Below are 26,308 nucleotides of genomic sequence, written 5' to 3'. Positions count from 1 at the left end.
GCCTGTCCCGATGAGCTGGGAGCTCCCGGTCCTGCCGATATTCCCCGAGGGAAGCCTAGCAAGCTCCGTTATCACCACCGTCTGGGTAGGTGTTGGGGTAGTGGCTTTCTTCAACCTGCGTCTGGGTTGGAGTCTTGCCGGCCTGGTGGTACCCGGCTATCTGGTCCCCCTGCTGCTGTTTCGCCCCTGGAACGTGGCGGTGATCATCGCCGAGGGCATCGTCACCTACCTGCTGGTTTGGAGTATTTCCGCTCTGGGCGGACGCTATTTGGGGCTTGCCCACTTCTTCGGTCGCGAGCGCTTCTTCGCCATTCTGCTGGCAAGCGTTGCCGTGCGCGTGGTGTTCGACGGCTTTTTGCTTCCCGATATAGGCGCCTACGCCAATCAGCACTTCGGCCTGCGGTTCGATTATGAAAACCAGTTGCACAGCTTCGGGCTGATCATCGTCGCCCTCATCGCCCACAATTTCTGGAAGCCGGGCCTGGTGCGCGGCTCCCTTTGGCTTCTGGTTACGCTCTTTCTCACCTTTGTGCTGGTGCGCTTCGGGCTGATGGCGCTTACCAACTTCTCGCTGGGTAACCTCGCCTATCTCTACGAGGATATCGCAAGCTCCATCTTCGATAGCCCCAAGGCCTACATCATCCTTCTGACTACGGCCTTGATTGCCTCGCGCATGAACCTGCATTACGCCTGGGAGTTCAACGGCATCATCATCCCCTCCCTGCTAGCGCTGCAGTGGTATCAGCCGGTTTCTTTGGCGTTTACCTTTATAGAAGTGGCGGTGCTGCTCTTGATGGTGAAATTGCTGTTCAAGCTGCCCTGGCTTTCGCTTGCCACTCTCACTGGCGCCCGCAAGCTTTTCCTATTCTTCACCCTGGGGCTCGTCTACAAGCTGCTTCTCGGCCATGCGCTAAACGAGTGGGCTCCTGAAATCGACGCCAGGAGCTACTTCGCCTTTGGCTACCTGATTTCCGCCCTACTGGCGATTAAGATCCACGACAAGGACATCGGCATTCTCGTCACCCGGGCAACCCTTCAGACCTCACTTGTCGCGGTGATCCTGGCAAGCTTTTTCGGCTTTGCCCTGAGCCTTCTGCCGCTCAAACTGATGGATGAGCCGAAGGCGCCCGTCTCGCCCACCCCCATGATAGGCGACACCACGCTTGAATCCTTCATGCTGCGCCAGCGGATCCTGGAATACGCCAGCATCGAGCGTGAAACGACGCCTCTGCCGACGTCTCAGCAGCTGACGCTGTTTGAAGACGCCCTTTCTACCCTGCAAGATTTTCGCCGCAACAGAAGCCCCCGCCACCTGCAGCGTGCGCGCTTGATGCTTGGCAAGCTCGACTACGACCTACGGGTTTTGGAAGACCGCTACCTCGTACTGCGGGAAAACACGCTGCCAAGAGGCTTCGGCACCTATGTCATCGACACCCGTACCCAGAGCGAGCTTGTGATCCAAGTACCGGATGGCGGTGAACTCGGTGCCGCTGATGCCGGTCTTGCGCTTTTTCATCAACAAAAGGCGGCAGCGCTTGCCATCGGCGGAATCACGCTACGCTCCCCCGCGCAAGGCGCCATCGATGCGACACGACATCCCGACACTCTCTTTCACCGTTTTCATCGCCACATGAGTCCGGGAAACAGCCTGCAGCTACGCCTCACTTCCACCCACCATGAAACCGCCCTGCGGGTAAAACAGAAGCTCCCGGCGGATCTCAAGCTAACTCCCATGGAGGAGGTGCTTGGTCGTGTGAACCTGAGATGGGAGAGCCCTCGGGACCACAACATCCAGCGCGAGTCCACAGCCGGCGGCTTTGCCGAGCTTTTGCTGTCGAGAAACACTGCCCTTTCGCTTATCGAGCACAACGCTCAACCGGAGGCTGGCCGACGAGAACGCCAAGGCTCGCTTCACGCCTACTTGATCGATCGGGCCGTACGGCTTCGCAACGTTGGCCAGCCCACTTTCATCGAGCCGGGCCTCGCCACTTTGCTGTATTTCGACCGGGAAGTGCTGACGCCGCTGCTCAAGCTGATCGAGCATCCCGCGTTTGACTCAAGAGCCGGCCAACAAGAGCTGGCCTACCTCGATAGCCTGGCCCGGGGGGTGGGTTACTGCCTTATTCGCTTTGCAACGTCTGATGCGTCATTTCTCGTGCTTGAAGCAGCCAACAGAAACAGCCGCCCCCCATGGGGCACCTATATTTTCCGCGTGGGTGAGTCGCAGGCGCAGCTGGTCGAGGTACCAAGGCCCTTCTTCGAGCAGCATACGCTGGAAGCCGGCGTGGCCCTTTTCCGGCAGCTCAAGGCGAAGGCGCTTTTAATCGCCGGCCGGCACCCCTTCCCCAACCCCGCGGGCCAGCTTGATGCGCTCGATCCCACACCGCCACTGCATCTATTCAACCAGGTGCATCAGACGCTGGTGCGCGAGGCCGGTGATGCCCCGCTTATGATCAGCCAGGTACGGGGCATGGAAAACCTGCCCGCTCTTTCCCAGCCGGGCCTTGTGGCACTGGCCAGTGGCGTTGCCGTGACAGGAGAGCCGCTGCTTTCCAGCACGCCACTGGGCCGTGAGCTTGAATCCGGGCTTTCGACACTGGGACTTAAGCTCAAGGAAAGGCAAGGCGAGGCAAGCACCGCCGGCTACGAGGTAGGCTTCAATGCCCAGGCGCAATACCTTGACGCCACACGCAACAAGCAGTTTGCCAGCCTCTGGCTGACGTCCCAGGCACGCGATGCCTTCGCCCCGCAATCCCAAAGGCGCCAGCAAAAGGCCCAATTTCAGGCACTGGGCATCGAGACCGTAAAAGCACCTCTCGCCGAGCAGGCAACGGTGCGCGGCGTTGCCAGCCAGTCGCTACCGACGGCCATGCGCGCCCTGCTCTTTCGCTACCACCTAACCGGCGACATCATGGCTCTGCGCCAGCTGCAACAGATGCCAGGCTACCGCCTCACCCGCCTACTGACACCGGATACCGATCAGGCCTTTCTCCTTATCACAACGGATGGTGAGCATCTCTTAGCCTTAGCCAATCTGGCGCCCATTAGCCAGAAAACGCTGACGTTCAAGACCGACGATAACCTGGCAACAAGGCTTGAGGCCTTTGCCGCCAGCCGCGCCTTCCTGCTGCATTCATCAGGCGAGAGGGACACAGGAGGGCCGCGATGAGGTGGATAGGCCGGATTTTTCTGCTGGCACTGCTCTCGGCGCTACTCGTCGCGGGGTATCACGCCCTGCGCCCTTTCTGGCAACTACCCACCAGCTTGCCCGCGCTCGTAAAAACGCTGGACCTTGAGACCCATACCACCCGAGTCTATTTTCTCTCTGGGGATGAATGGCTCACCTTTCCTCTTATCAATCGGCCTAGCCAAGTGCGCCTGCTGACCCACGCAGGCGTCGCGCCGGACACCCCCAGAGAGGCGGAGCTGCGCTATACCCTGGTCTACGAGGTGCTGGATGACAAGCGCCGATTACTGAAAAGAGGCCGATACACCCATGAAACCCGGTTGCCGCCACGTCTGGAAAAGGCGGGAACGCCGGTGCCGCCCTACCTCTACGCCGAGCAAGAGCTATCGGTGGCCAGTGGGCAGGCCTTCAACTTAAACCTCAAGGCGTTGCCCGACGCCGCCTACCTGAAGCTACGCGCCGAGCCTTTGACAGAACCACTGCGCAACCTGGCCCTGCGCTTCTACCGTGAAGAGCGCCAGAGCCCGAGAGAAGCAGCGGTGGAGTGGGAGCGCCTGGCCCAGGCAGAGCGTGAGCGCCTTTCCGAGGCAATCATCGCGCCACCGGTGCTCTTGAGCGAACAGGAGAAACGCCACCTGCTGCAGACCCGCTGGCGACCCACGGCACCCCTGGGCACCCGCCCGCCACAAGGGCGGCTTTTCAGCGTCGAAGGGCTTGAATCCACCGTCGACCCGGCACTGACCGTTCAGGCGCCCGGACGCTATATCGATCGCAAGCGTTTTGGTGTTGTCCCCATCCCAGCCAGCGGCGACTACGTGGTTCAATTCAGGGATCTGGAAAACGGCGGCGCCCCCTTGCGGCTGACGTTTCACCAACTGACCGAGGAGCTTGAACCCGCCCGCCTTGAATCCCTTGAGCTGCCACGAGCACTCGGTCGTATGCCGCGGCACTTCGAAAAGGGCCTTGTGCTTGTGCAGTCAAACAGGCCCGGGCTTCTCGACATCTTTCCGGCTGAGAGCCCCCACACCAGCGCCCTGCCCGAGCCCCTCTATCTGCGCGCCCATCAGGCCGGACAAGGGGGAGTCAATTACCGGCTAACGCCGAATGAACACCACCGCACGCCCCTGCGGCTGGACCTGCGCGCTTTTGGTCAGGGGGTGCCGCTGCCGGCTCAGACCCCTACTGAAGCCACCTACCGTTTCTACGACGCCCAAGATAAGCTTCTCGAGCAAGGCGAGCTGACGCCCAGCCTGCCGCCTTCGGCCTTCGATCGGGTGGCCTCGACGCCGGCCATTGCCGACACCTCGCAACCGGCAAGCTTCTTCTTTCGCCTCTCCCCCCAGGTCAGCCGGGTCGAGATCACAAGCGATGACTCGGTTCTCGTGAGCGCCTATACCCGCCCGCCGGACCTGGCGCATACAAGGCGTGTGCCCGAGGACTACTATCCCTGGAAGGGGGACGCGTCTCCACGGCCGCGATGGTTTCTGCTCGACCCCCTGCCGGCCGGAACGGCCACTACCCAGAGCGTGGTGCTACATCTGCAGTCAAGCCCGCCCGAGCGCAATCCGGCACTTCTTGCCGGTGACTATGCGTGGGAGGGCCTGGAACCTCAGCGTGGCGCCCATGGCGCACGACTGCTGCTGCCGGCAGAGAACCTAGCGCAGCTTCGCCCCCAAGGGTTGCCGGTCTATTTTCAGCCGCTGGCGGAAGACCGTGGAAACGAAGGCAGTGGAAGCCCAAAGCACGCCATCGAGGCCTCCGTTGTCTTTGAAACACCCCTCGCCGATCACCGAATCGAGCCCGAGCTGATCTATCTGCGCGACTCGGCCGAGCCCTTCCGCCTGAGCGTCCGTCTGGGTGGCCAGAGGCGCGAGCACCTTTTGAGCGGCAGGCGCGGAAGTCTTCTTCTGCCAAGTACGGCAACCGGCAGACAGAGCATCGCGCTCGACTCAAGCAGTGCCGGCGAGTGGCTTTTGAACTATCGCTATCCCAATGAAGAGGGCTACATCCGGCGCCTAGGCTACCGCCTGAAGGACCAGCCGCTGCACTTCACCCTGCCGGCCCACCCCGAAGCGTCGCGGCTCATCGGGGCGCGTTTCTACCGCACTCAGCCGAACCGGCCCAGCGTGATTCACGCCCGCCTCAACGCCGGTCGTCTTGCCTCGGGCCCGGTAACCGCCTGGACAAACACAGAGCAGCGCTACATCATCAGACCCGAGGGCGCGACGCGTCCGCAGGGCTATGTGCTTGATCACCAGAGCGAAGACGTCGCTGACGGACAGATGCTGCTCTTTGAGCTGGGCGAGGATCTTCCCGAGGGGCCTTTTGAGCTGACGTTCACCCGAGAAAGCGGCGGCCCTGGTTACCTCGTCGTCTACGAGATCCTCCCCGGCGAATACAAGCGCATCCAAACCTTCACCGAGCAGAGCCCATGATCTTGCACTCACAAGCCACCCTGCGAAAAACATGCCTAGTGGCCTTGCCGCTGCTTTTGGGCTTTCTGATACCGGCTCTGGCCCTGGCACTGCCCCCTGTCTATTCGGCAGACCCACTGCATGCACTCGACCGCAACCACCAGGGCGAACGGCTCATCTGGCGGCCCGCCCGTGAGGCGGTAATCCTTGAAAAAGCCGGTCTGGAAACACCGAATAGTGGGCTTTTCGCCGTGCCGGCACCTGGGTATCTGCGCTGGCAGGGCGAGGATGAAAGCCGCCCGCCACGGCTCTGGCTTTCCCGGGATGCCCGTCTCTGGCAAGCGGTGGCGTGGACAACCGGCACCGAGTCGGGGGAGTGGTTTCACATCGCCAACGCGTCGGAAGCCGGCTACGCCCGTCTGGAGGGGGCGAACAATGGCCGCTTGCTAGTCGCCGAACCGGACCCCATCGACGCACCCGATACCTACCGCCCGCTCGATCTGCCACTGCCCAAGGTCCGCTTATACAACGAGGACGGCAGCCAGGTGACCGCTTATGAACTGCCCGCTGAAAACGCCGTTTATCGAGAGGTTAAGGGGCCGGCGGTACTGGCGCTGGCAAGCCGTCCGGGCGCTCCTGCATACTACAGCGACCCACCGCGCTCCGGCCTGGAGTGGCAACTGGATGGCAGCGACTGGCAGCCGACCGATCCGCGTCGCCCCCAGCTCACCCCCAATGCCCAGCGCCGGGACACCGACAGCTGCCTGCTTCACGGCGACATGGAAAGACGCTATCTGGTCATCCCGAAGGGGCGCCACCGCCTTGGCCTGCGCGCTCGGAACGCCTTGCTGATCAGCCTTGAGCACGCCGAGCGGCACGCCTATTTTCTGGAAAGCAACGCACCCGAGCCGACGGTCGAGGCGCGCACCCGACAGCTGCTGAACACGCCCCTGGCCCATAACGGCAACCCCCTTGCCGAGATCGACGCCCTGGCCCGCAGCAATCACCTCGAAGGGGCCGCCGACCTTGCGCTTGCCCGGCTGGCGCCGGCACCCGGTACCCAGCGAGACCCCGTGGCTGACGCCCTGGCCGCGAACATCGAATTCCGCCAGCGCTTCTTTCGCAACCTCTACCCCGATGCCGAACCGACGCGCACGAAGGCCGCCTGGTTCAGCGCGGTTGCCCCCGGTGAGCTTCTCGATGCGCCCCGCTATTTTCTCAGCAATGCGTTTCAGGATGCTCGTCAAGGCAGCGGGATTTTCGATCAGATGTCCAAGGGCGCCTTCGTCAGCCTGGGGACGAGCCCCACAAGCTACCCGCTCCCCCCACGTGAAGGCCCCTCACGACTGCGCCTGGCGGTCGCAACGCCTTTTTTAGCCTCCGGAGCCACGCTGCGCGTGCGCTATGACGATGGACCGGCCCGGCTGCTCGCGCTTGACCCTGACGGCCTTGAGGTCGACTCGCCCCAAGAGGCGCTGCTGTCCCATCTGCAAAAGCGGATTCCCCCGACGCTTGAGGGGCTCTTTGCTGCCCATCGCGAACCGGGCCACCACCTGCCCGTGGCGAGTATCGAGCTCGACCTGCCAAGGCACGTGGCCAGGGTACGGGTGGAAGCGAGCCATCCCGTTAAACTCGCCCTGCAGTACCGCGCCAGCCAGCCCTTCGTTGCGGACGAAAGCGCCTACCTGAAAGCTCTGGAAAGCCAGCCTCCCGTGGCGCTGGTGGCTCACCTTCACCAGCGCTTTCAGGCCGTGGCGGACCCCGCCTCCCGGCCATTGCCAACCGTTATCTCCTCCGAGCGCGCCCTGGCCAATCAGTGGTACCCGCTGCTGCGCGAACTGCACGCCGCGCAATCCGCCTGGCTTGATCACCTCCACCCAGAGAACTCACCGCCGAGCCCTGTGCGGCTTGAGGCCCGGCTTGGTGCCGCACGCAAGGCCGCCGCCAACGAGCAGTGGCTTGAGGTGATGGAAGCCCTCGGCAGCCTGGGTTACGGCCAAAATGCCGAAGCCTACCGGCTCTCCCAGCAAGCCCTCAAGGCCCTGGACGAGCACTTCACGGCTCTCAGGCAGCGCCAGGCGGCGGCTCTTCTGGGCGCGGACTCACAGGCGCGCGAGCTTGCCACCCAAGACCTTCTGACGCAGTACCAGGCGACCCAGGACTGGAACAGCCAGATCCGTCTGCTCGCGGCACGCTTTCTCCGGGAAGGGGATCCAACCCTGCTCAACCCTTTGGGCCAAGCCCTTCACCAAAGCGGCGAGCCGCTCTGGGCGACCCAGCTGGGGCTGGTACTGGCAAGGCTCGGCCAAGCGCCCAACTGGCTCGCGCTTGCCGCCTTTGACGCCGAGTGGCCGATCGCAGCCGACCAGGCGCTGGCAACGCTGCCACCCACTCGCCGGGCCTATCTGCTCGGTGAGCAAGCCGCCCGCAGAGGGCGCGACGAAGAAGCCGCCAGGCACTGGAAAGCGGCCGGCGTCGCCGGTCAAAAGGCTCTCTCCCGGCTGCAACAGGCCCGCAACATTGCCGCCGCCCTGGCAACCCCCGGCAGGGCCGCCCGCGAAGCGGCGGTGGAGCGTTGGCTTGCCTGGTCCCTGGACTCAGATAAGGGGTTTGAGTGGCACTCACTAACGGCTGAGGTAACGCAGTCGGCGGGCTTTGCCACCCTTGAAAGCGAGGTCACCCGCAAGCCACTGGTGCTGCCTCGCGCCACCGCGCAGGCGCCGGTGGAGATAGAGGTCGTCGGGCCGCGGATACTGCGCGTCCAGGCGCGCCGGCTCGACCCCGACAATAGCCCGGAGGACCTGGACTGGCTGGTGGCGGAAATCGCCGGCGAACGCCGTCTGCACCCGCTGCCTGCCCAGCCGATAAATCCCTACCTGGCGCCGCTCGCAGGGCAGCCGACGACCAGCATCGCTGATGACGTGCTGCTGCGGATACCGCCGGGGCTGCAGCGCCTGCGCCTACAGCCGCAAACCCATGCTCACCTGTTTCAGATCGATCAGTGGCAACCCAAAAGCCGCTGGGCCATACTGCCGCCGGTGATGCCGCTGGCACTGCGCGCCCTGCTCTCGCCTGCGGGCAGCTTTCAGGCGCCCTCCGGCGACACACGGCAAAGGCCCGACTACCGGCTGATCAGCGATTGCCGGGCAGTGCCGCTTCCCGTGCTGCCTGCCGAAAGCCTCTACACCCATGGGCTGATAGACGCAGGCGGGCTCGAGCCGGCAGCAACACCTGCGCTTGCCCACTCACTTGCCGGCTTACGCTTTCCCGCCCGGCCCGTCGAGCCCCCGGGATGGCCGCCCGGCAGCCATGCCGTGGCCCTGGAGACACCGCTCCCCTCACCCGCTGACCCCGTACCCGATGCCGAGCAGACCCATGCCCGGGCGATGACCCTGCTTTGGGAAATGCAGCAAAAACCGCAGCGCCATGACGAATTGGCCGCCAGGATCGCCCGCCTGACCAAGCCCTATACGCATCTGCCGGCGTTGCGGGACATACGTGACAAGGCCCTGGAAGGGCTCAGCTGGCAGCTTCAGCCTACCAGTCTTGAGAATGCCGGCGTTCTTCCGCTGCCCTTCGAGAAGCAGTGGCAAGCCCCCTTTAGCCGAGTGCGCAAGGCCTTGCTTGACGAGACCAATGACGCCTTTTTTCTGCACGGGCGCGATACCCGAGGGTTGACCTTCGACTACCCGCAGCCCGTTGCATTGACGCTTGCGCTTGAGCAGAAAGCGCTGCCCTATAACCGGCGCATTCCCGCCACGGTGATGGTGCAGATTGATGATAGCCCCCCGAGACGGGTAACCCTCGATGAGCCCCGCGCGCGTCTGCCTCTCTCCTTCGATGAAGGCGTGCATGCCCTGCGCCTCTGGCTCGAAGAACCGGCCCAGCAGCAGTTTGTCAGCGCCAGGCTCAGGCGCACCGATGCGCCGCTTTCCCCGCTGGAGGAGGAAGCCGCCAGCGATCGCCTCTACCACATTGCCTCGCCCAGCCAGCCGGTGCGCTTTCAGCTCAAAGGCCCGGCCTGGGTGCGTATCGAGCAGTGGCGGCCGGGCGGCACCCCACCCCGCTACCGCTATATTGAGCCCGGCCTGCAGACGCTGGTGCTTTCGGCCACGGATAAGGATCGCTACTACCGCCTCTACGCCTTGCGCGAGGCCCCTGAAAGCCCACCGCTGGCGTCTCGAACGCGACAGGAAACCCTGGCGGCGCCAGCCGAAGGTCCAAAGGCGCCCGAGCTCCCCACCCCCTTGGCCTGGCAGGCCCACGACAGCCAGGAACCGGGGGCCACCCCGGGTAGCCCAGGCTTCTATCTGCATATCGACAAGCGTCTGGCGGGCAGCGATGATGCCATCACCTCGGTTCAGGATTCAGGCTCCATCGAGGGCGGGTTGCGCTACCGTAAGCGTCTTGATCACCCCCTCGGCTTGAACGATACGTCTATCTACAGCCAAAGCGATCTTTTTCTGCGCCACCTGGAGGGTGGCCAATCGCTGTTCGGCGCGCGCCAATGGCTGGATATCTACCCCGCCCAACGCCCCTGGACACTGCAGTTGTACGGAGAAGCCCAGGTGCAACCCGGCAGCATTTCCGGGGTGGATGACCGGCTCTGGTCGGCACAGCTGCAAACACGGCTGGCAAGAGAGTACGAACTCTCCCCCACGCTTGACCATGAACCCGAGCTTGTTCTCGATCAGCACTGGCTGAGCCTGGACAGCGTGCCCGCCTCAGCCCTGGACAACATCGACCCCGATATCTTCACGCCCTATACCGCCGATCACCGGCGCAGCCTAAGCCTTGGCGATCGCCTCACCTGGTGGCCCTGGCGGGATCAGCGCTGGTATCTCGAGGGGGCGGTGGTCAGCAACGAGGATCTCAATCTGCTGTCGCCGGATCACTGGCGCCTGGAAGCGGCCGCCGGTCAGCTGTTCGGCCCGCTTGCCGCCGAAGCTGGCATGCGCTATCGCCACTACCTGGCCGACGATGACCGCGAAAGCTCGCTCGACCGCTCCGATCTTTTCCTGAGCCTCGACTGGCTGCGCTGGGGCAAGGATTCCAACGCCCTGGCCTTGGGCGCCGAAGTGAGCTACGACATTCAGCGCGAGGCCACGCGCTGGCAGCTGAACTTCTCCCTTGACGACAATCAGGGGCGCCTGAGCCCCTTCATGCGCCCAGATGAAATGAACTTCGTGAACCTGCGCCGTGCTCAGCAGCGCTCGCATGTTGATACCAACCGCCTGACGCCGCTGTACGTTAGCGATGCTACGACAGCCGATAGAGCAGCACCTCCACCGGCTTCCCACGACGTGGATCGCTATCTACAAGTAGTGGCGTTGAGTACGCAAGCCTCGGCCCTTGCGCTACGGGAGAGACTCGATCGCCAACTCGGCGCCCCCACACGCTTGGTGAACCGCGGTGGCTTTTATCGCGTCCAGGTCGGTGCAAATGCGCAAGACGTCGAGGCGCTTCGTCAACAACTGACTGCCATGGGCTTTGCCGATACGTTCATGGTGGCCATACCCTCGACCTCTCGGGAAACCCGTGGCACGGCCATCCCCCATGACGTGGACCGCTATTTGCAAGTCATGGCATTGAGCACAGAAGCCGCCGCGCTTGAGCTGCAAACAAAAATCGACCGGAAGCTAGATGCGCCAACCCGTCTGGTGGACGGTGGTGGCGTTTATCGCGTCCAGGTAGGCACAAATGCGCAAGGCGTCGAGACGCTCCGCCAGCGGCTGAGTGCCATGGGGCTTACCGATACGTTTATGGTGCAACGTGATTAAAGAGGGCACAGCACAGGCAGTGGGATTTAACCGAAAGAGGCATCTTGGGCAGAAATATGCGGCCGCGTAACGCCAACGGGCAACTTGAGGAGGTCTTGACCGAAGGGCTTTCCGCGACTTGGCAGCGGCTGCATCGCCACCAAATAGCCGCCATCCTGCGCTTCTACCATCAGGAGGAGCGCCGGGCCCCGAGCCGGGACCAGGACAGCCTGCGCAGAACGCTGCTGGCGACCCTGCTCGACTGGCTGACGGATCGCCAGCGGGAGATGGCACGGCTCAGGGCGGCACAGGAAGCCTTTAGGCGGCGTCTGAATCGCGCCCGCTCGGAAGCCGAGATCCAGGCCCACGTACTCGACCATGCCCGCGACCTCGGCGCCAGCGGGTTCAAGCTTCAAGGCGACCGGCGCGCCTTGAAGCGCTGGTTCGGCGCCGATGCGGTCAGCGAGCGCTACCGCAGGCAGTATGCCGCCTGCGAGCGTCACCTAAGCGTTAGCCTAGAGCGCCTCGGCGTGCTGGGTGCCGCCCACCTCCAGGCCGAGGAAGGCGGTGAAAGCCGCGTGCTCGAGCGTTGGCAGCGGTTGGCGCTGGAGCGGCACCTAAGTGGCCTACTTGAGCACGATGGCGATCACAACGTCCGCCTGGCCGCTTTCAAGGCGCTGTCGGCGTGTATTCGCGCCCTACCCCAAAGCGCGCACGAAGCGTGCCTGAGCAACGCCACCCTAAGCAGTACCTACCGCCTGGCGATGGATCATGCCGAGCCGGTGTGGTTGCAAACCGAGGCGCTCTCCCTGCTCAGCGCTCTGGGCCATGAAGAAGTGCTGACCATCATTGAGCGGCGCCTTGCCTCCCCGGCCAAGGGCGACGATTTCTTCGTGCGCCAGCACGCCGTCAAGGTATTGGCAGCGCAGGAAAAGATCCCCCCGGCGCTGCTGGAAAGCGCCTGCCGTGACGACAGCCCCACGGTGCGCCAGGCACTGATTGAGCTGCTGGTAGACCGGGCGCCTCAGGCGCTTGAAAGCCTGCTTGAGCATTTGACACTCAAGGATGAGGCCCAGGCGGTACGCAACCTTGCCGTACACGCCCTGCCCCGCCTGGTAAAAGCCCATGCGCATACGCTGCCGCTTGTGCGCCGCCTGCTCGAGAGCAACACGCGAGAGGAGACGTGCGCGACCACCCTGCGCCTTTACTGCCATGGGATACCGGCCATCGCGTTCGTGCTTCTTGAGCAAGAGCGCCAGGATGACATCGATACCTGGGCCGAAGAGGGCCTTGGCGTGCTCACCCGACTCAACACCCAGGCCCTCGACTTTCGGGTGCGGCGCTGGGCCGCCCAGGCACGCGAGCGGCTCTGGTGCCTGGCCGACCCCGAGGCCCGGGCACTGCACGAGCACATCAAGCACCATCTGGATAACACCCCCGCGAAAAAGACACGGCGGCTGAAACTCCCCCGAGCCGTGGACGCGGATCGCTTGGGGCGGGTGCTGGGTCTCTTCACCCAGCAGGGTTTTGGGCTGGATGTGAGTGTCAAAGGCCGGCGGCTTTCATGGCGGCGCTGGGAGCGCTTTCGCTTTCGTCTCTGGCGGCTGTGGTACGAGATGACCCACGCTTCCGCCTCCAAGCGCCAGGCGGGGTATCACACCCTCGGACGCGTCTACTACGGACTTCTGCAAGTGCCCTCGGCGCGCCTAGCCGAGCTGAGCGCCACTCAGGTGCCCGGCGAGCCGCTGCAAATGCCCGAAGAGGCTGGGTGGCGCCCTTACCTGCCGCTGGTCGATCAACTTATTTCAAGCCTCGACCAGGGCTGGCCGACCCAGCCGATGCACCTCTACACCAGCGAGGGCGTCACCGAGATCACCCCACCCAAGGGTTTCATCGCCCGCCTCAAGGCAAGGCTCAAGCTCACCTTCGGCTTTTCGCGCTATGCCAGGCTGCGCAACTGGGAGCCAGGGCGCGGGATGTCGGTAAGGGGCTATGTCGAAGCACTCAGGCGCCTCGGCTTTCAGGTCCGCTTTCGTCCCCATACCGACTTCGAGGGCCACGCACTGCCCGCCGACCCGGCGGTGACGCGCTTTTTTTCGCTGGCCTGGCTATCGCCACTGTTGCTGGAGTGGTGGCAGCGCTATACCGACTACTTCGTCTCGCTGTACCAAAACAGCCTGCGCCAGCTGATGGTATTTCTGGGTGGCATGGGCGCGCTCTTTCTCGGGCGCCATGCCGTTACCAACGCCACGACCCGGCGCGCCCGCAACGGCTTGGCGCTAGTGATCGGTGGCTGGGGAACGCGCGGCAAATCGGGAACCGAGCGCCTCAAGGCTGCCCTATTCAACGGGCTCGGCCTTGAGGTGCTATCCAAGAGCACCGGCAGCGAAACCGTGCTACTCCACGGCGAAAGCCACCGGCCGCTGCAGGAAATGCTGCTCTTTCGCCCCTACGACAAGGCCACCATCTGGGAGCAGGCGTCCATCACCAAGCTGGCAAGAAAGCTCGACGTGGATGTCTTTTTGTGGGAGTGCATGGGCCTTCGCGCCTTCTACGTCCAGATACTGCAAAAGCAGTGGATGCGCGACGACATCGCCACCATTACCAACACCTACCCTGACCACGAAGATATCCAGGGTCCCGCCGGCATCGATATCCCGCAGGTCATGACCGAGTTTATTCCGCGCCGGGGGTCCCTGGTCACCAGCGAAGAAGAGATGCTGCCCATCCTCGAGCAGACGTGCCGTAAGCTTGACACGCGCTGCTTTCACAGCGACTGGATCAATATCGCGCTCTTGCCCGAAGATATACTGGCGCGCTTTCCCTACGCGGAGCATCCGGCCAACATTGCCTTGGTGGTGCGCCTGGCCGAAACACTCGGGCTTTCTCCGCTCTTCGCCCTCAAGGCCATGGCCGATCACGTCATCCCGGATCTTGGCGCGCTGAAAGAGTACCCGCCCGCCCGGGTGCGGGGGCGCACCCTTACGTTCACCAACGGCATGTCGGCCAATGAGCGCCTGGGTGCTCTTGGTAACTGGCACCGCATGGGCTTTGACACTCAAGATCCCCAGAAAGACCCCGGCGTCTGGGTCACGACGCTGATCAACAACCGTGCCGACCGCCAAGCACGCTCGCGTGTCTTTGCCGATATCCTGGTCAACGACATCAGCGCCGATAGGCACTTTCTCATCGGCACCAACCTAGAAGGGCTGATGGACGACATCGAGCGGGCTTGGGAGCGTCGCTACGCCGACGCCTCTTTGTTCACCGAGGAGGCCTCCCCCCGCGACACCTGGCGGCGACAAGCCCAGCACCTGCGAGTGCCCACCTCGCGAGAGGCGGTGATCGACAGACTCGCGGCGATGCTCGAAGGCCTTGAGGTAACCCCCGACAAGAGTGAGCTCGACGACCACTTGGACGACCCCTCGCCCTGCTTGACCGCGTTCGAGGAAGAGCTCTCCGAGGCGTGCAGAAAGGCCGTTCTTGAGCAGCACCGGATCACTCTCAAGGAGTGGAAGGGATTCGATGCGCTCGACCAGCGGCTGGCCTCGCGGCAATCCGCTGCCTCTCTTGAGAAGAGCGCGCTCGAGAAGGATGCCCGGGAACTTCTGTGGCAATGGTTCAAAGGCCGCCTGGAAGTAGTGCCCTCGCCCACCGTCAGCGGCGAGGCGCTGGTGGATCTCGTTGCCGAGCGGACACCCCCCGGCTACACCAATCGCATCATCGGCATGCAGAACATCAAGGGCACCGGGCTTGATTGGGTCTACCGCTGGCAGGCCTGGGACAGCCTGTATCACGCCGGCGAGAAGCTCCTTCACGGCGACTCGCGCCAGGCTCGCCAGGCCCTCAAGTTTCTGAGTGAATTCAAGGCGTACGGCGTACTGTCAATGGAGTACATGCAGGCGCTGCTCAAGCAGGTTCGCGAGCGCCCCCTGGCACAGGAGGAGAGAGCCGAGGCGGAACTCGAGCTAATCGAAAAGCGCCTAGAGGCCAGGCGCAAGGCCCTGGAAAAGACAGACGATGCTGACGTGGCAGCCCATCACGGACTCTGGCAACCCCTGCTGGGATTTCTCGAGGCGTTTCTCGATGTGGGCGATGCCGTTCGCCGCCGGCGCCGGGCCGATCGTATTTATCGGGACCTCACGACGCAGCGTATCAGCAGCACGCGCGCCGCCAAGGAGCTCAAATCCTTGGACAGCCGTCAGAAAGGCGGCTGGCTTTCACGCTGACGCACCTTGAAAAGAGGGTGCCCTATCGAGCGTTAGCCGATCGCTCGGCCTATAGTCGTACAAAAGCTATACAACTATTGCATGCGCAACTCATCGCTGCTAACTTAAGCGTGAGGCTTACTTAACCGCCTCTACAACCTGCAGCTTTCACAAGGAGACCGTCATGGAGATGGTGCGTTTTGGCAGCGACGACATTGAAAATAGCTTAGCCTCGATGGATGACAAAAAGCTGGATGAGCTCGCCTTTGGCGCTATCCAGCTGGATAAGGATGGCAAGATTTTGCAGTACAACGCCGCCGAAGGGGGCATTACCGGACGCGATCCGAAAAGTGTGATCGGTAAAAACTTCTTCAAAGAAGTCGCGCCGTGCACCCAAGGCAAAGAGTTCGAAGGCCGCTTCAAAGAAGGGGTGAAAAGCGGCGACTTGAACACGATGTTTGAGTACGTGTTTGATTACCAAATGCAGCCCACCAAGGTGAAGGTGCATATGAAAAAGGCGATTTCAGGCGATACCTATTGGGTTTTCGTTAAACGGCTGTAAACCTCGCCCACACCTTTTAAACCCATAGCCCTTTAAAGCCCACAACGAAGGAAAGCCGTACGTGCCTACATGGATGACCCCGCCGCTGATTCGCGCCGTATTGCACTCACTACTGGCCACAGAGCTTAGCGATTACCGGGGTGTACCGCTCTCCTCGCTATCCGACGCTCCTGCGATCGATTCGCTGGAGCGTCTTTATTTAGCCTCCAGTGTGGCGGAGTTTTTTTGTCTGCATGAAACCGGCATGGAAGATCGTCTGTTGATGGAGGAGAGCGTCGACGCCTGGGCGGCACTGATTGGGCGGGCGGTGGCTCACACCTCTGGCTTGGTCTTTCACACCTCGGGCAGCACCGGCGAGCGGAAGGCCTGCCACCACCGCTGGGCGGATATCGACGCCGAAGCACGAGCGCTGCATCAGCGTATTGCCGAGCAGGTAACCCCCAAACGCGTCGTGGCTTGGCTGCCACTGCATCACCTCTACGGCTTCATGCTCGGCGTGGCCTACCCCGCTGTCAATGGCCTTGAGGTACAGTTGGCCGATAAAACGTTACCCACGCTGCATGAAGGCGATGTGGTCGTCACCGTACCGCCACGCTGGGCGTATCTTGCCAAGGCTCGTGCTGGTTGGCCCCCGAATGGGCTTGGGGTGAGCTCCACCGCGCCGCTACCCGGCGAGGTGGCCAGCGCGCTTGCCGCGCGCGGCATGCCGCTGATGGAGATCTACGGCAGTTCGGAAACCGGCGGCGTCGCCACCCGATTCGCCCCCGCCGAGTCTTATACCCTGCTCTCCCACTGGCAAAGAGAGACATCCGATACGCTCATCGCCGCCGACGCACGCCCTCAACGAGCCCACCTGCCAGACCATGTGGCATGGGAAGATGCGCGACGCTTTACGCTGGGCAGCCGGCATGACGACGTGGTCTCGGTGGGCGGCGTCAACGTCAGCCCGTCAGCGGTCGCGCGCGAACTGGAAGCGCTGCCGGAAGTGCAGCAGTGCGCCGTCAGGCCCACTCAATCCCATGGCCAGACGCGTCTGAAGGCCTTCGTGGTGCCCACAGAGGCGTACCGCGATGAGGCGGCGACGCGTCTGGAAAAGGCCATCAGCGATTGGCCCTCCGCCAAGCGGCCCGTGTCGATCACCTATGGCGACGCGCTCCCCACCAACGCCATGGGTAAATTAACCGACTGGTAGCCTGGCCGCCCCGCCCCAATAAGGACGTTTTGCATGCTGACATCCCTCACCCTTGAGCAGCTTGAAGCCGTGGCGCTTGCCCGCGGTACCGCGACGCTCTCGTCCCATGAGCGCGACAACGTGGAAAAGGCCCATGCCTTTCTGCTCAGCCGTATCGAACAACGTCAGCGCATTTACGGCGTCACCACCGGTTACGGCCCACTGGCCAGCACCTACGTGGCACCAGAGCAGTCCGCCCTTTTGCAACGTAACCTGGTGTATCACCTCTGTAGCGGCGTGGGGGAGCCGCTCGCCATCGACCAAGCCCGGGCGCTGATGACCGCCCGCTTGGTTAGCCTCTGCCAAGGCCATTCAGGGGTTAGCCTCGCGCTGATCGAACGCGCGCTATTCTGGTTGACGCACCAGATAACCCCCGAGATCCCTGCGCGCGGCACCGTCGGCGCCAGCGGTGATTTAACCCCGCTCGCGCACTGGGCGCGCGCCCTGGCTGGCGAAGGGCGAGTGAGCGTTAAAGGGGGGCCGTGGATCGAAAGCGCCGAGGCACACCGCCAGCTTGGCATCGAGCCGCTGACATTGGCGCATAAAGATGCGATTGCCCTGGTCAACGGCACCTCGGTGACCGTCGGTATTGCCGCGCTCAACGCGGTCCGCGCGCAGCGTGCGATCAAGCTGAGCACGCTATGCGTGCTGCTCTACGCGGAACTGCTGGAGGGGCACCGGGAGGCATTTCATCCGCGAATTGGCGCGGTACGCCCGCACCCCGGGCAACAACAGCTGCATCGCTGGCTGTGGGCGCTCTCCGGCGAAAGCCGCGCGCTAAAACCGCTCAGTGCCACGGCGCTGCCCCGCTCGCTAGAGGGCATTGCTCGCGACCAGCCGCTACCCCAAGACGCCTACACCCTGCGCTGCGCCCCTCAAGCCCTGGGCGCCGCTTGGGATGTCTGCACCCAGCACGCCAGCAGCGTCGAAACAGAGCTCGCCTCGGTGAGCGACAACCCGTTACTCTTCCCGGACGCAGACGCGATACTGCATGGCGGCAACTTTTTTGGTCAACACCTCGCCTTTGCCAGCGATCACTTAAACAGTGCGGTCATACAGCTTGCGCTCTACAGTGAACGACGCATCGCCCGTATCACGGACCCGGTGCGCAATAACGGCCTGCCGGCCTTCATGCAGCCGCAAGATACCGGTTTGCATAGCGGCTTCATGGGCGCCCAGGTCAGCGCCACGGCGCTCGTCGCGGAGCTTCGCAGCCACGCCATGCCCGCCTCCGTTCAATCGATACCCACCAATGCCGATAATCAGGATATCGTGCCGCTTGGGACCATCGCCGCTCGCCGCGTCAGTACGAGCCTCACTCAGCTCTATCAGATTCTGGCGATAGAGGTATTGGTACTGGCGCAAGCGGTGGATATCACTGGCACCGAGGCATTGAGCCCGGCTTCCCAGGCGCTGCATCGGTGGGCACGCCAACACGCGACCACTCTGCAAGAGGACCGCCCTTTGGCCGAAGAGATCGAATCGGTCGCACAAGCGCTGCTTGACCCGCACCAAGTCGAGGGCTTGCTGGCGCCGCTGGCTTAAGGAGCCCCGACAAATCGGCGTCGACACCCCGACTTGAGTGAGATGCGGATAAACTTGACGCGTATCAGCACTTACAAGATGCGTTCAGCCAAGATACTCTTCACCTGAAGCGCCGTATCCACCCACTGTATCCACCAAACCTCAGGAAGATCATCCGCTTGGCCTTTCTGTTTGGCTCGTTCTTGGCGCCTTTGATGTTTGAGTGACCTGTTTAGGAGAAAATAGGCGCATGAAGCCTTCAACAACCGCAGCATCCGTCCGCTTCCGTGGCTGGCAGAAACTCTCGCTACAAAAGAAATTTCTGGTGTCGGTTTCAACGCTGATGCTCTTGGCCTTGGCCTTGCTGAGTTTACTCGCGGGACAACTCCTCACCCAAGAAGTGGACCGGGCGGTTGCCAGTGAGATGCACAATAGCCTGCAGAAAGCCCAATCCCAGGCCCATGAGTGGCTGGTGGACAAAAAAAAGCAACTACAAGCGCTGGCACGGCACTTGCCCGGCAACCCGGAAGACCGAACCGTCTGGCAAGACTTTCTCACGGTGGCCAAAGAGGCGCAGGGGTTTGATCTGGTGCATATCGGTACCGACGATGGCCAGGTGATTCAATCGCAGCCCCCCATTGCGCTACCGCCGGGCGCCGACCCCCGAACCCGCCCCTGGTTTATTCAGGCAGAAGAGAAAAATGACCTAATCCTGACCCCGGTGTACGTCGACCTGTTGACCGGCGATCTCACCATGACCCTGGCGGTGCCTCTTGCACAAAACCCTGATCACATCCTGGGCGGAGACCTGCACATTTCCGCGATGGTGGATGAACTGTTGCAGCAGGAGATGCGCTGGAATAGCCAGTTGGTCATGCTGGACGCAGACGGGCAGGTGCTGGCGCACTCTGATCCGGCGCTGCTTCAGAAAGCGTTGCGAGACGTCGTGCCCGATTTTCAACCGGGCTTGGAAGGGATTCAGTCGGTAACGTTCAACGACCAGCCTTGGCTGGCCTCCTCGGTTAGCGTGCCGGCGACCGGCTGGCAGTTCCTGCTACTGGTGGACGCCGAGGAAGTCAACGCCGTTTCCACCAAGCTACTCACGCTACTGGGCGGCCTGGCCCTGCTGGTGACGCTTGTCAGCGGCCTTCTGGTTTACTGGCTGGCGCTGACCCTGACGCGCCCCTTGCAGCACTTTCAACAGCAGCTGGAACATATCACCCAGACCCTGGATCTGGAGCAACGCCTGGAGGCGCCCAAGCAGACCGAATGGCACCAGATGGCCACTCAGACCAACCGCTTGCTGGAAAGAATTGAAGGGGTGGTCAGAAGCGTGACCCATAGCTCCACCCAGCTCAACGCCTCGGCGCGCAATCTGGCGTACACCGCGGGCCTGGTGGGTCGCAACAGCGACCTTCAGGATGAAGTCAGCCAGTCCATGGCGGCAGCGGTGGAAGAGATGTCCTCCTCGGTGGCTGAGATCACCTCGACCATGGAGGAGCTCTCCACCTCTTCAACCCACATTGCCGATCACTCCCAGTCCGTGGTGGAAGTGGCCAATCTGACCCTGGACAACAGCCGCAAGGGGGTGGATGCCATGCAGCAGCTGCAGGATCGCATGGGTGATATTTATTCGGATAACCAGCAGAGCCTGGCAGAAATCATGGAGCTTGGGGCCAAATCCAAGCAGATCAGCAAGGTCATGGACCTGATCAACAACCTCGCCGACCAGACCAAGCTCATCGCCTTCAACGCCGCCCTGGAAGCCTCCAGCGCCGGCGAATCGGGCAAGCGTTTTTCCGTGGTGGCCAGTGAAATCCGCCGCCTCGCCGACAGCGTGACCGACTCCACCCGAGAGATCGAAGACCATATCCAGGAAATTCAAGATGCCATCAGCCGCCTGGTGATCACCTCGGAAAAAGGCGCCAACTCCATTCAATCGGGGCTGGAAGTGAGCGCCAACACCGCAGAAGACCTCAATGACCTGCTGGAGGCAGCCAGCCAAACCAGCAGCGCCGCCGAGCAGATTTCGCTCTCCACCAAGCAGCAAAAAACCGCCAGCAACCAGGTGGTGGTGGCGCTGCGCGATATTGCCTCGGCCAGCTCTCATAACGCGCAGTCGGTACGCTCCATTACCGAAATCAGCGAGGATATGCTGTCGATGTCGCGCAGCCTGATGGAGCTAGTGCAAGAGTTCCGAACCCATGGAGACAAACGGTGAATCCCACCAAGCGGTATCGGGTGTTGGTGGTCGATGACAGTGCCACGGCCCGCGCCCTGCTCCGGGAATTGCTGGAGCAAGGTGGCATGGCGGTCGTTGCGGAAGCCCGCAATGGCGAGGAAGCGGTCGAGCTGGTCCGCGAGCACCGCCCCGACCTTGTGACCATGGACTTACACATGCCCGTCATGAGCGGCCTACAGGCCATCGAAGCCATCATGCACGAAAAGGCCGTGCCGATTCTGGTGGTGAGCAGCGAAACCGATGCGGAAATGGCGTGCGAGGCGCTGGATATGGGGGCGCTGGAGGTGATCGCCAAGCCTGACTTGACTCCGTCTCAGGCCGCCCAGTTTGTGCGTAAGGCACGCCTGCTCGCCGGCGTGCCTGTGATTACCCGCATCAAGCGCAGAATCATGACGAATAACGTCGCGACACCACCGCTTGTGGCCTCAAAAGCCCCGGTTGAGGGCTCGCCCTTTCCCCGGTCGGCCCCTGGCGACGCCAAGGCGCGCCCTTACCAGCACGTCTTTGCCTTGGCCTCGTCAACCGGCGGCCCTCAGGCGCTGGCCCGTTTACTGCCGCGCCTGGAAGCCACCTTTCCGGCCCCGATTCTGCTGGCCCAGCATATGTGTGACGGCTTCGTAGAGGGCATGGCCCAATGGCTATCAGGGATGTGCCATGTCAACGTCAAGGTGGCGGAGGAGGGCGAACCCCTCAAGGCGGGCCATGTGTATATCTCGCCCTCGGAAACCCACCTGACCGTCACCCCTTACCACCGGGTTGCCCTCCAAGCCAGAACCGCAACGGATATTTATCGCCCCAGCTGCGATCACCTACTCGCCTCCGTTGCCGAGGTTTATGGCAAGGAAGCCATCGGGGTCATTCTGACCGGCATGGGTCGGGACGGCGCCGCTGGAATGCAAAAAATCCATGCAAAAGGCGGCGTTGGTCTCGCGCAGGATGAAGCCAGTTCGCTCATCTACGGCATGAACCAAGAGGCGGTGAAGCTCGGCGGCGTGCACCGTGAGCTGCCCTTGGAAAAGCTTGCCGATGAAATGCAGCGTATTCTGGCGTTGACGCCCAGCGGTTATCTGCACCACCTGAAGGCGGGCCTCAATGCATAATGCGCTTCACCCTTTCAAGGCACTGATCAAGCAGCACTGCGGCTTGCTTCTGGAAGGCATTGCTGAAGACCGTCTGCACAAGGCCCTGCAGACGGCGGCTCGGGTCGAGAACAAGCGCCTTGAAGACTTGCTCCCCATGCTGCAGCAAAACGAGGAGCTGATTAAGGATCTCGTCAGCCAGTTGACGGTAAATGAAACCTACTTTTTTCGTGAAAATGCCCAGTTAGAACTGCTTACCCAGCATCTCTTGCCGCGCTGGCTGCGTCTAAAGGGCCACCACCCGCCGGTTAACATCTTGAGTGCAGGCTGCTCATCCGGTGAAGAGCCCTACAGCCTGGTGATTGCCCTGGAAGAGGCATGGGGGGAGCAAGCAGCGGATCTGTTTCAGGTCGCCGGCGGCGACCTGGATCGTCAGATACTGCGCAAGGCGCGTGAGGGCCTCTATTCGCCCTTCTCCTTTCGCGGTGTTCCCGAGCCCCTTCGCCTTCGCTACTTTGAGTCGGCAGGCCCGCATTTTCAGCTAAAGCCCCCACTACGCCATCGCGTGACCTTTCACGAGCTCAATCTGCTGGCTGCCCACTGCCCCGCCGAGCGGCAAGAGTACGATGTGATTCTGTTTCGCAACGTTTCCATCTACTTTGATACGGATACGCGCTTAAAAATCCAGCGCAAACTGGCGGAGATGCTGAAACCCGACGGCTTTTTGATCGTCGGCAGCTCGGAAACCCTGGCCAATGATCTAGGCGTTTTTACCCTGGTCGAAGAGCAAGGGCACTACTACTTCGTCAAGGGTCAGGCGCTTTTACCCCCCTCTTATACCGCTCCCCGCCCTTTGGGCATCACCTCGGGTACGGCAAGGAAACGGGCAGCGACCAAGCCCCCGCGTGCAACCCGCGCTCGTTCTGCTGCGCCGCCGCCTTCTCCACCGCCGCAAGGCGAGAAAAAAGCCGCGCCCGCCCCCACGCCAAGCGCCCGCACCGACGATATTGTTCAGCGCTTGCTAAACCAGGAAAGCCATTTAGCCAGCCAGCAACTCGATCAGCTTTTGGCCGCGGGCCACCATGTGCGCGAAGCTCGGCTGCTCAAGGCCTGGCTGCTGGGCAACCGCAAACAGTTCGCTGACGCTTTAGCGCTTGTGGAGGCGCAGCTGCGTGTCGAGCCCTGGTGGCTGGATGCCCTGGTGCTTCAGGGCTTATTGCACAAGTGGCAGTCGCAGTTCGACGAAGCGGAGAAGGCATTCAAGAAAGCGGTGTATATCAGGCCCGACTGCTGGCCCGCTCACTACTATCTGGCGCAGGTGTGCCATCACGGTCACAAGAGCGCCTTGGCGTCGCGAGCCTACAAAGCCGCTCAGCGCTGCCTACAGGGTCAGGAAGGAGCGCCCACGGGCCTTGAGGTGCTGCCGTTGAACCTCAATCGATCGGATGTTGTATTTTTGATTGAGCATCAGTTGGCCCGCCTTGCGCATACGCCGACGCCCGGCGTACAGGAGAGGGAGTAAAGCATGGCGCTGGATATTAGCCGCTTTGTCGTGCGTTTTATCGAGGAAGCCAGAGACCACCTGCGAGAGCTCAGCGAGGGCGTCGCACAGTTGGAGCAGGGGCAAGCCGACGCGGAGCAAGTGAACAGTCTGTTTCGCTCGGCCCATACGCTCAAGGGCTCTTCGCGGATGCTCAAACTGACGCCCATCACCGAAACCGCTCACGCCCTGGAAGATCTTTTAAGCGCGCTGCGGGAGGGCAAGGTGACCTTTGATGCCGCCCAACACGCCGACCTGCTTTATCAAACCATCGATACCCTCACCCACCAGGTTGACCAGCTTGCGGAGCACCAAGACCCCACCCAGTTACCGGACAAGGACGCGGCACTTTGCCAGGCATTGACGCAAGCCGCACAGCCCCAAGCAGAGCAGTCACAACCAGAACAGCCCCAGCCGGAGCAGGGCCAGCCAGAGGAAGCCGCCGCGCCCCAGGCACCGCCCTCCTCGCCCGAGCCGCCAAAGCGCGAATCACCCGCCCCAGAAGCCAGCCTCAAGACCAATGACAGCGTGCGTATCAAGCTCACCCGCCTGGATGAGTTGATCAAGTTGATGGGCGAGGTGGTCTCCAGCCACGCCCATATGCGAGAGCTGGTCAAGGATTCACGACAGCTCAAGCTCGGCGCCAGCCAGGCAGACTCGCGCTGGTTGAACACGCTGGATCTGTTCAACCGTGAACTGCGCACCGGCGTGCAGAGGCAGGAGTCGCTCATGCAGGAGCTGCATGAAAAGGCCATGCAGATGCGGATGCTTCCCCTATCGACCCTTTTTGACTCGGCCGGCCGCATGGTGCGCGAGATGGCACGCTCCATGGGCAAGCAGGTCGAATGCCGGGTGATAGGGTCGGACATAGAGCTTGACCGCCAGATGATTGATCAACTCGCCGACCCGATCGTTCACCTGCTGCGCAACGGCCTGGATCACGGCCTGGAAACGCCGCAAGAGCGAGAGGCAGCAGGCAAGCCACCGCAAGGCGTCATCACCCTGAGTGCTTGGCAGGACGGTAGCTGGGTGGTCATCGAGGTGCGCGATGACGGGCGCGGCATTTCCCTGCAGGCCATCCGCGATAAGGTGCTGCAAAAAAGCCTGATGCCGCCGGAGCAGTTAGATGCCCTGAGTGACCAGGAAATCATGAACCTGATTTTTCTGCCCGGCTTTTCCACCAGCGCCATGATTACCGACATCTCGGGTCGCGGGGTCGGCATGGATGTGGTCAAACGCTCCGTGGTGGACAACCTTCAGGGCGCCCTTCGCGTCCATAGCCGCCCCGGTCAGGGCAGCCGTTTCCATTTGCGCTTGCCACTGTCGCTGGCGCTGATGCGGGTATTGCTGGTCAAGGTACAGGGCCACAAGCTCGGCTTTACCGCGCAGTACATCAGTGAGCTTGTGCGCGTTAAGCACGATGCCATGATGAGGGTCGCCGAGCGCAATGCCATTATCCTGCGCAATGAGTTTGTTCCCGTTCTGGCATTGAGCGAGTTGATACACTTGCCGGAGACACCAACCAAAATCCCTAAAAAAGCCGATCAAGCGCTATTGCTGGTGCTCCATGTACAGCACGAAAAGCTGGCGCTGATCGTGGATGAGTTGATCGAGGAGCGGGATCTTGTCATCAAGCAGCTGCCTGGCCACCTTCGCCAGCAGCCGCTGATTTCAGGCATGGTCACCACGGGGCACAACGAGCTGGTCAGCCTTATCCATGTGCCCCACCTCCTAGAGCGCGCGCGCCAGGCCAAAACGCCAATTGACAACCAAGCCGCACCCGCGCAACACGCGAGCCGGATACTGGTGGTGGATGACTCGCTGAATACCCGTGAGATCGAGAAGGATGTGCTGGAAGCGCATGGCTACCAAGTCACCCTGGCCGAGAATGGCCAGGATGGCTTGGAAAAAGCGCTGCGGGACGACTTCGACGCCGTGCTAACGGATGTGGAAATGCCGATCATGGATGGCTTTGCCCTGACCGCCCGCCTACGCGAACAGGAGCGCTACAAAGACCGCCCCATCATCATCATTACCTCGCGGGAAAAAGAGAGCGATCGTCGCCGAGGGCTGGCGGTGGGCGCGGATGCCTATATTGTCAAAGGCAGCTTTGATCAAAGCAGCCTGGTGGAAACCCTGCAGCTATTACTGGGATAACCCACCGTTTAAAAAAATCAGCAGGAGGATACGATGGAAGTATTAGTGGTGGATGACGATGCGCTATCTGGGGAGATGGTGGCGGCCGTGCTGGAAGCCCAAGGGCACCAACCGGTGCTCGCCGACAATGCGGTGGACGGCATGGCGCAACTCAACGCCCACCCGCAGATAGGTTTAATCATCAGTGACATGAATATGCCGCTGATCAGTGGCATTGAGTTTTTCCGCGAACTGCGTGAACAGGGCAACACACTGCCGTTTATCCTGCTGACCGGCGATGACCCAGAAGCGGCGCGCCAGCAGGAGAGCGGCCTGAGCGCCTGCCTCGTCAAGGATTTTACGCTCGATGAAAGCCTGCCCCGTATCATGCGCGGTGTGCTTGACGGTCAGTAAATCAGCGTTCAC

Annotated in this window: 12 protein-coding genes; all 12 read left to right on the top strand. The window is 62.2% G+C overall.

The window, feature by feature from the left end; translation table 11 throughout:
• The first annotated feature begins 10 nt into the window (after positions 1-10).
• The 12 genes from BQ9846_RS03790 to BQ9846_RS03730 all read left to right on the top strand — a co-directional run bounded on the left by BQ9846_RS03790 (position 11) and on the right by BQ9846_RS03730 (position 26,296).
• Positions 11-3,169 carry a poly-gamma-glutamate biosynthesis protein PgsC/CapC gene (locus BQ9846_RS03790; RefSeq protein ID WP_083651454.1) on the top strand — a complete coding sequence of 1,053 codons (3,159 nt, stop codon included), beginning with the start codon at positions 11-13 and terminating at the stop codon, positions 3,167-3,169.
• Entirely contained in the window at positions 3,166-5,622 is a 2,457-nt protein-coding gene (locus BQ9846_RS03785; protein ID WP_075879269.1) for a hypothetical protein, read from the top strand. Before BQ9846_RS03790 ends, BQ9846_RS03785 begins: the two co-directional genes overlap by 4 nt.
• Positions 5,619-11,381: an SPOR domain-containing protein gene (locus BQ9846_RS03780; RefSeq protein WP_075879268.1), complete on the top strand. Its 5,763-nt coding sequence runs from the start codon at positions 5,619-5,621 to the stop codon at positions 11,379-11,381. The genes BQ9846_RS03785 and BQ9846_RS03780 overlap by 4 nt, the downstream gene beginning before the upstream one ends.
• A gap of 56 nt (positions 11,382-11,437) precedes the next feature.
• On the top strand, positions 11,438-15,589 hold the full coding sequence (locus BQ9846_RS03775) for a hypothetical protein (RefSeq protein WP_075879267.1): 4,152 nt from the start codon (positions 11,438-11,440) through the stop codon (positions 15,587-15,589).
• A 163-nt stretch (positions 15,590-15,752) separates the two neighbouring features.
• Positions 15,753-16,130 (top strand): photoactive yellow protein, encoded by a 378-nt coding sequence (gene pyp, locus BQ9846_RS03770; RefSeq protein ID WP_075879266.1) that lies wholly within the window; start codon positions 15,753-15,755, stop codon positions 16,128-16,130.
• A 61-nt stretch (positions 16,131-16,191) separates the two neighbouring features.
• Positions 16,192-17,322 (top strand): AMP-binding protein, encoded by a 1,131-nt coding sequence (locus BQ9846_RS03765; RefSeq protein ID WP_075879265.1) that lies wholly within the window; start codon positions 16,192-16,194, stop codon positions 17,320-17,322.
• 33 nt (positions 17,323-17,355) lie between these two features.
• Complete coding sequence (locus BQ9846_RS03760) at positions 17,356-18,906, top strand: HAL/PAL/TAL family ammonia-lyase (RefSeq protein WP_075879264.1); 1,551 nt, start codon at positions 17,356-17,358, stop codon at positions 18,904-18,906.
• 229 nt (positions 18,907-19,135) lie between these two features.
• Positions 19,136-21,106 carry a methyl-accepting chemotaxis protein gene (locus BQ9846_RS16450; protein ID WP_144049367.1) on the top strand — a complete coding sequence of 657 codons (1,971 nt, stop codon included), beginning with the start codon at positions 19,136-19,138 and terminating at the stop codon, positions 21,104-21,106.
• Positions 21,103-22,227: a chemotaxis-specific protein-glutamate methyltransferase CheB gene (gene cheB / locus BQ9846_RS03745; RefSeq protein ID WP_075879261.1), complete on the top strand. Its 1,125-nt coding sequence runs from the start codon at positions 21,103-21,105 to the stop codon at positions 22,225-22,227. The genes BQ9846_RS16450 and cheB overlap by 4 nt, the downstream gene beginning before the upstream one ends.
• On the top strand, positions 22,220-23,728 hold the full coding sequence (locus BQ9846_RS03740; protein WP_075879260.1) for a CheR family methyltransferase: 1,509 nt from the start codon (positions 22,220-22,222) through the stop codon (positions 23,726-23,728). Before cheB ends, BQ9846_RS03740 begins: the two co-directional genes overlap by 8 nt.
• A 3-nt stretch (positions 23,729-23,731) precedes the next feature.
• Positions 23,732-25,903, top strand: a complete 2,172-nt coding sequence (locus BQ9846_RS03735) for a hybrid sensor histidine kinase/response regulator (protein ID WP_075879259.1) — start codon at positions 23,732-23,734, stop codon at positions 25,901-25,903.
• Between the two features lie 33 nt (positions 25,904-25,936).
• Positions 25,937-26,296 (top strand): response regulator, encoded by a 360-nt coding sequence (locus tag BQ9846_RS03730; RefSeq protein WP_075879258.1) that lies wholly within the window; start codon positions 25,937-25,939, stop codon positions 26,294-26,296.
• The last annotated feature ends 12 nt before the right edge of the window (positions 26,297-26,308 follow it).

This window comes from Vreelandella massiliensis, from assembly GCF_900155385.1.
GTDB lineage: Bacteria > Pseudomonadota > Gammaproteobacteria > Pseudomonadales > Halomonadaceae > Vreelandella > Vreelandella massiliensis.
The sequence above is the reverse complement of the archived record's forward strand: the minus strand, read 5'-3'. Positions and strand labels throughout refer to the sequence as shown.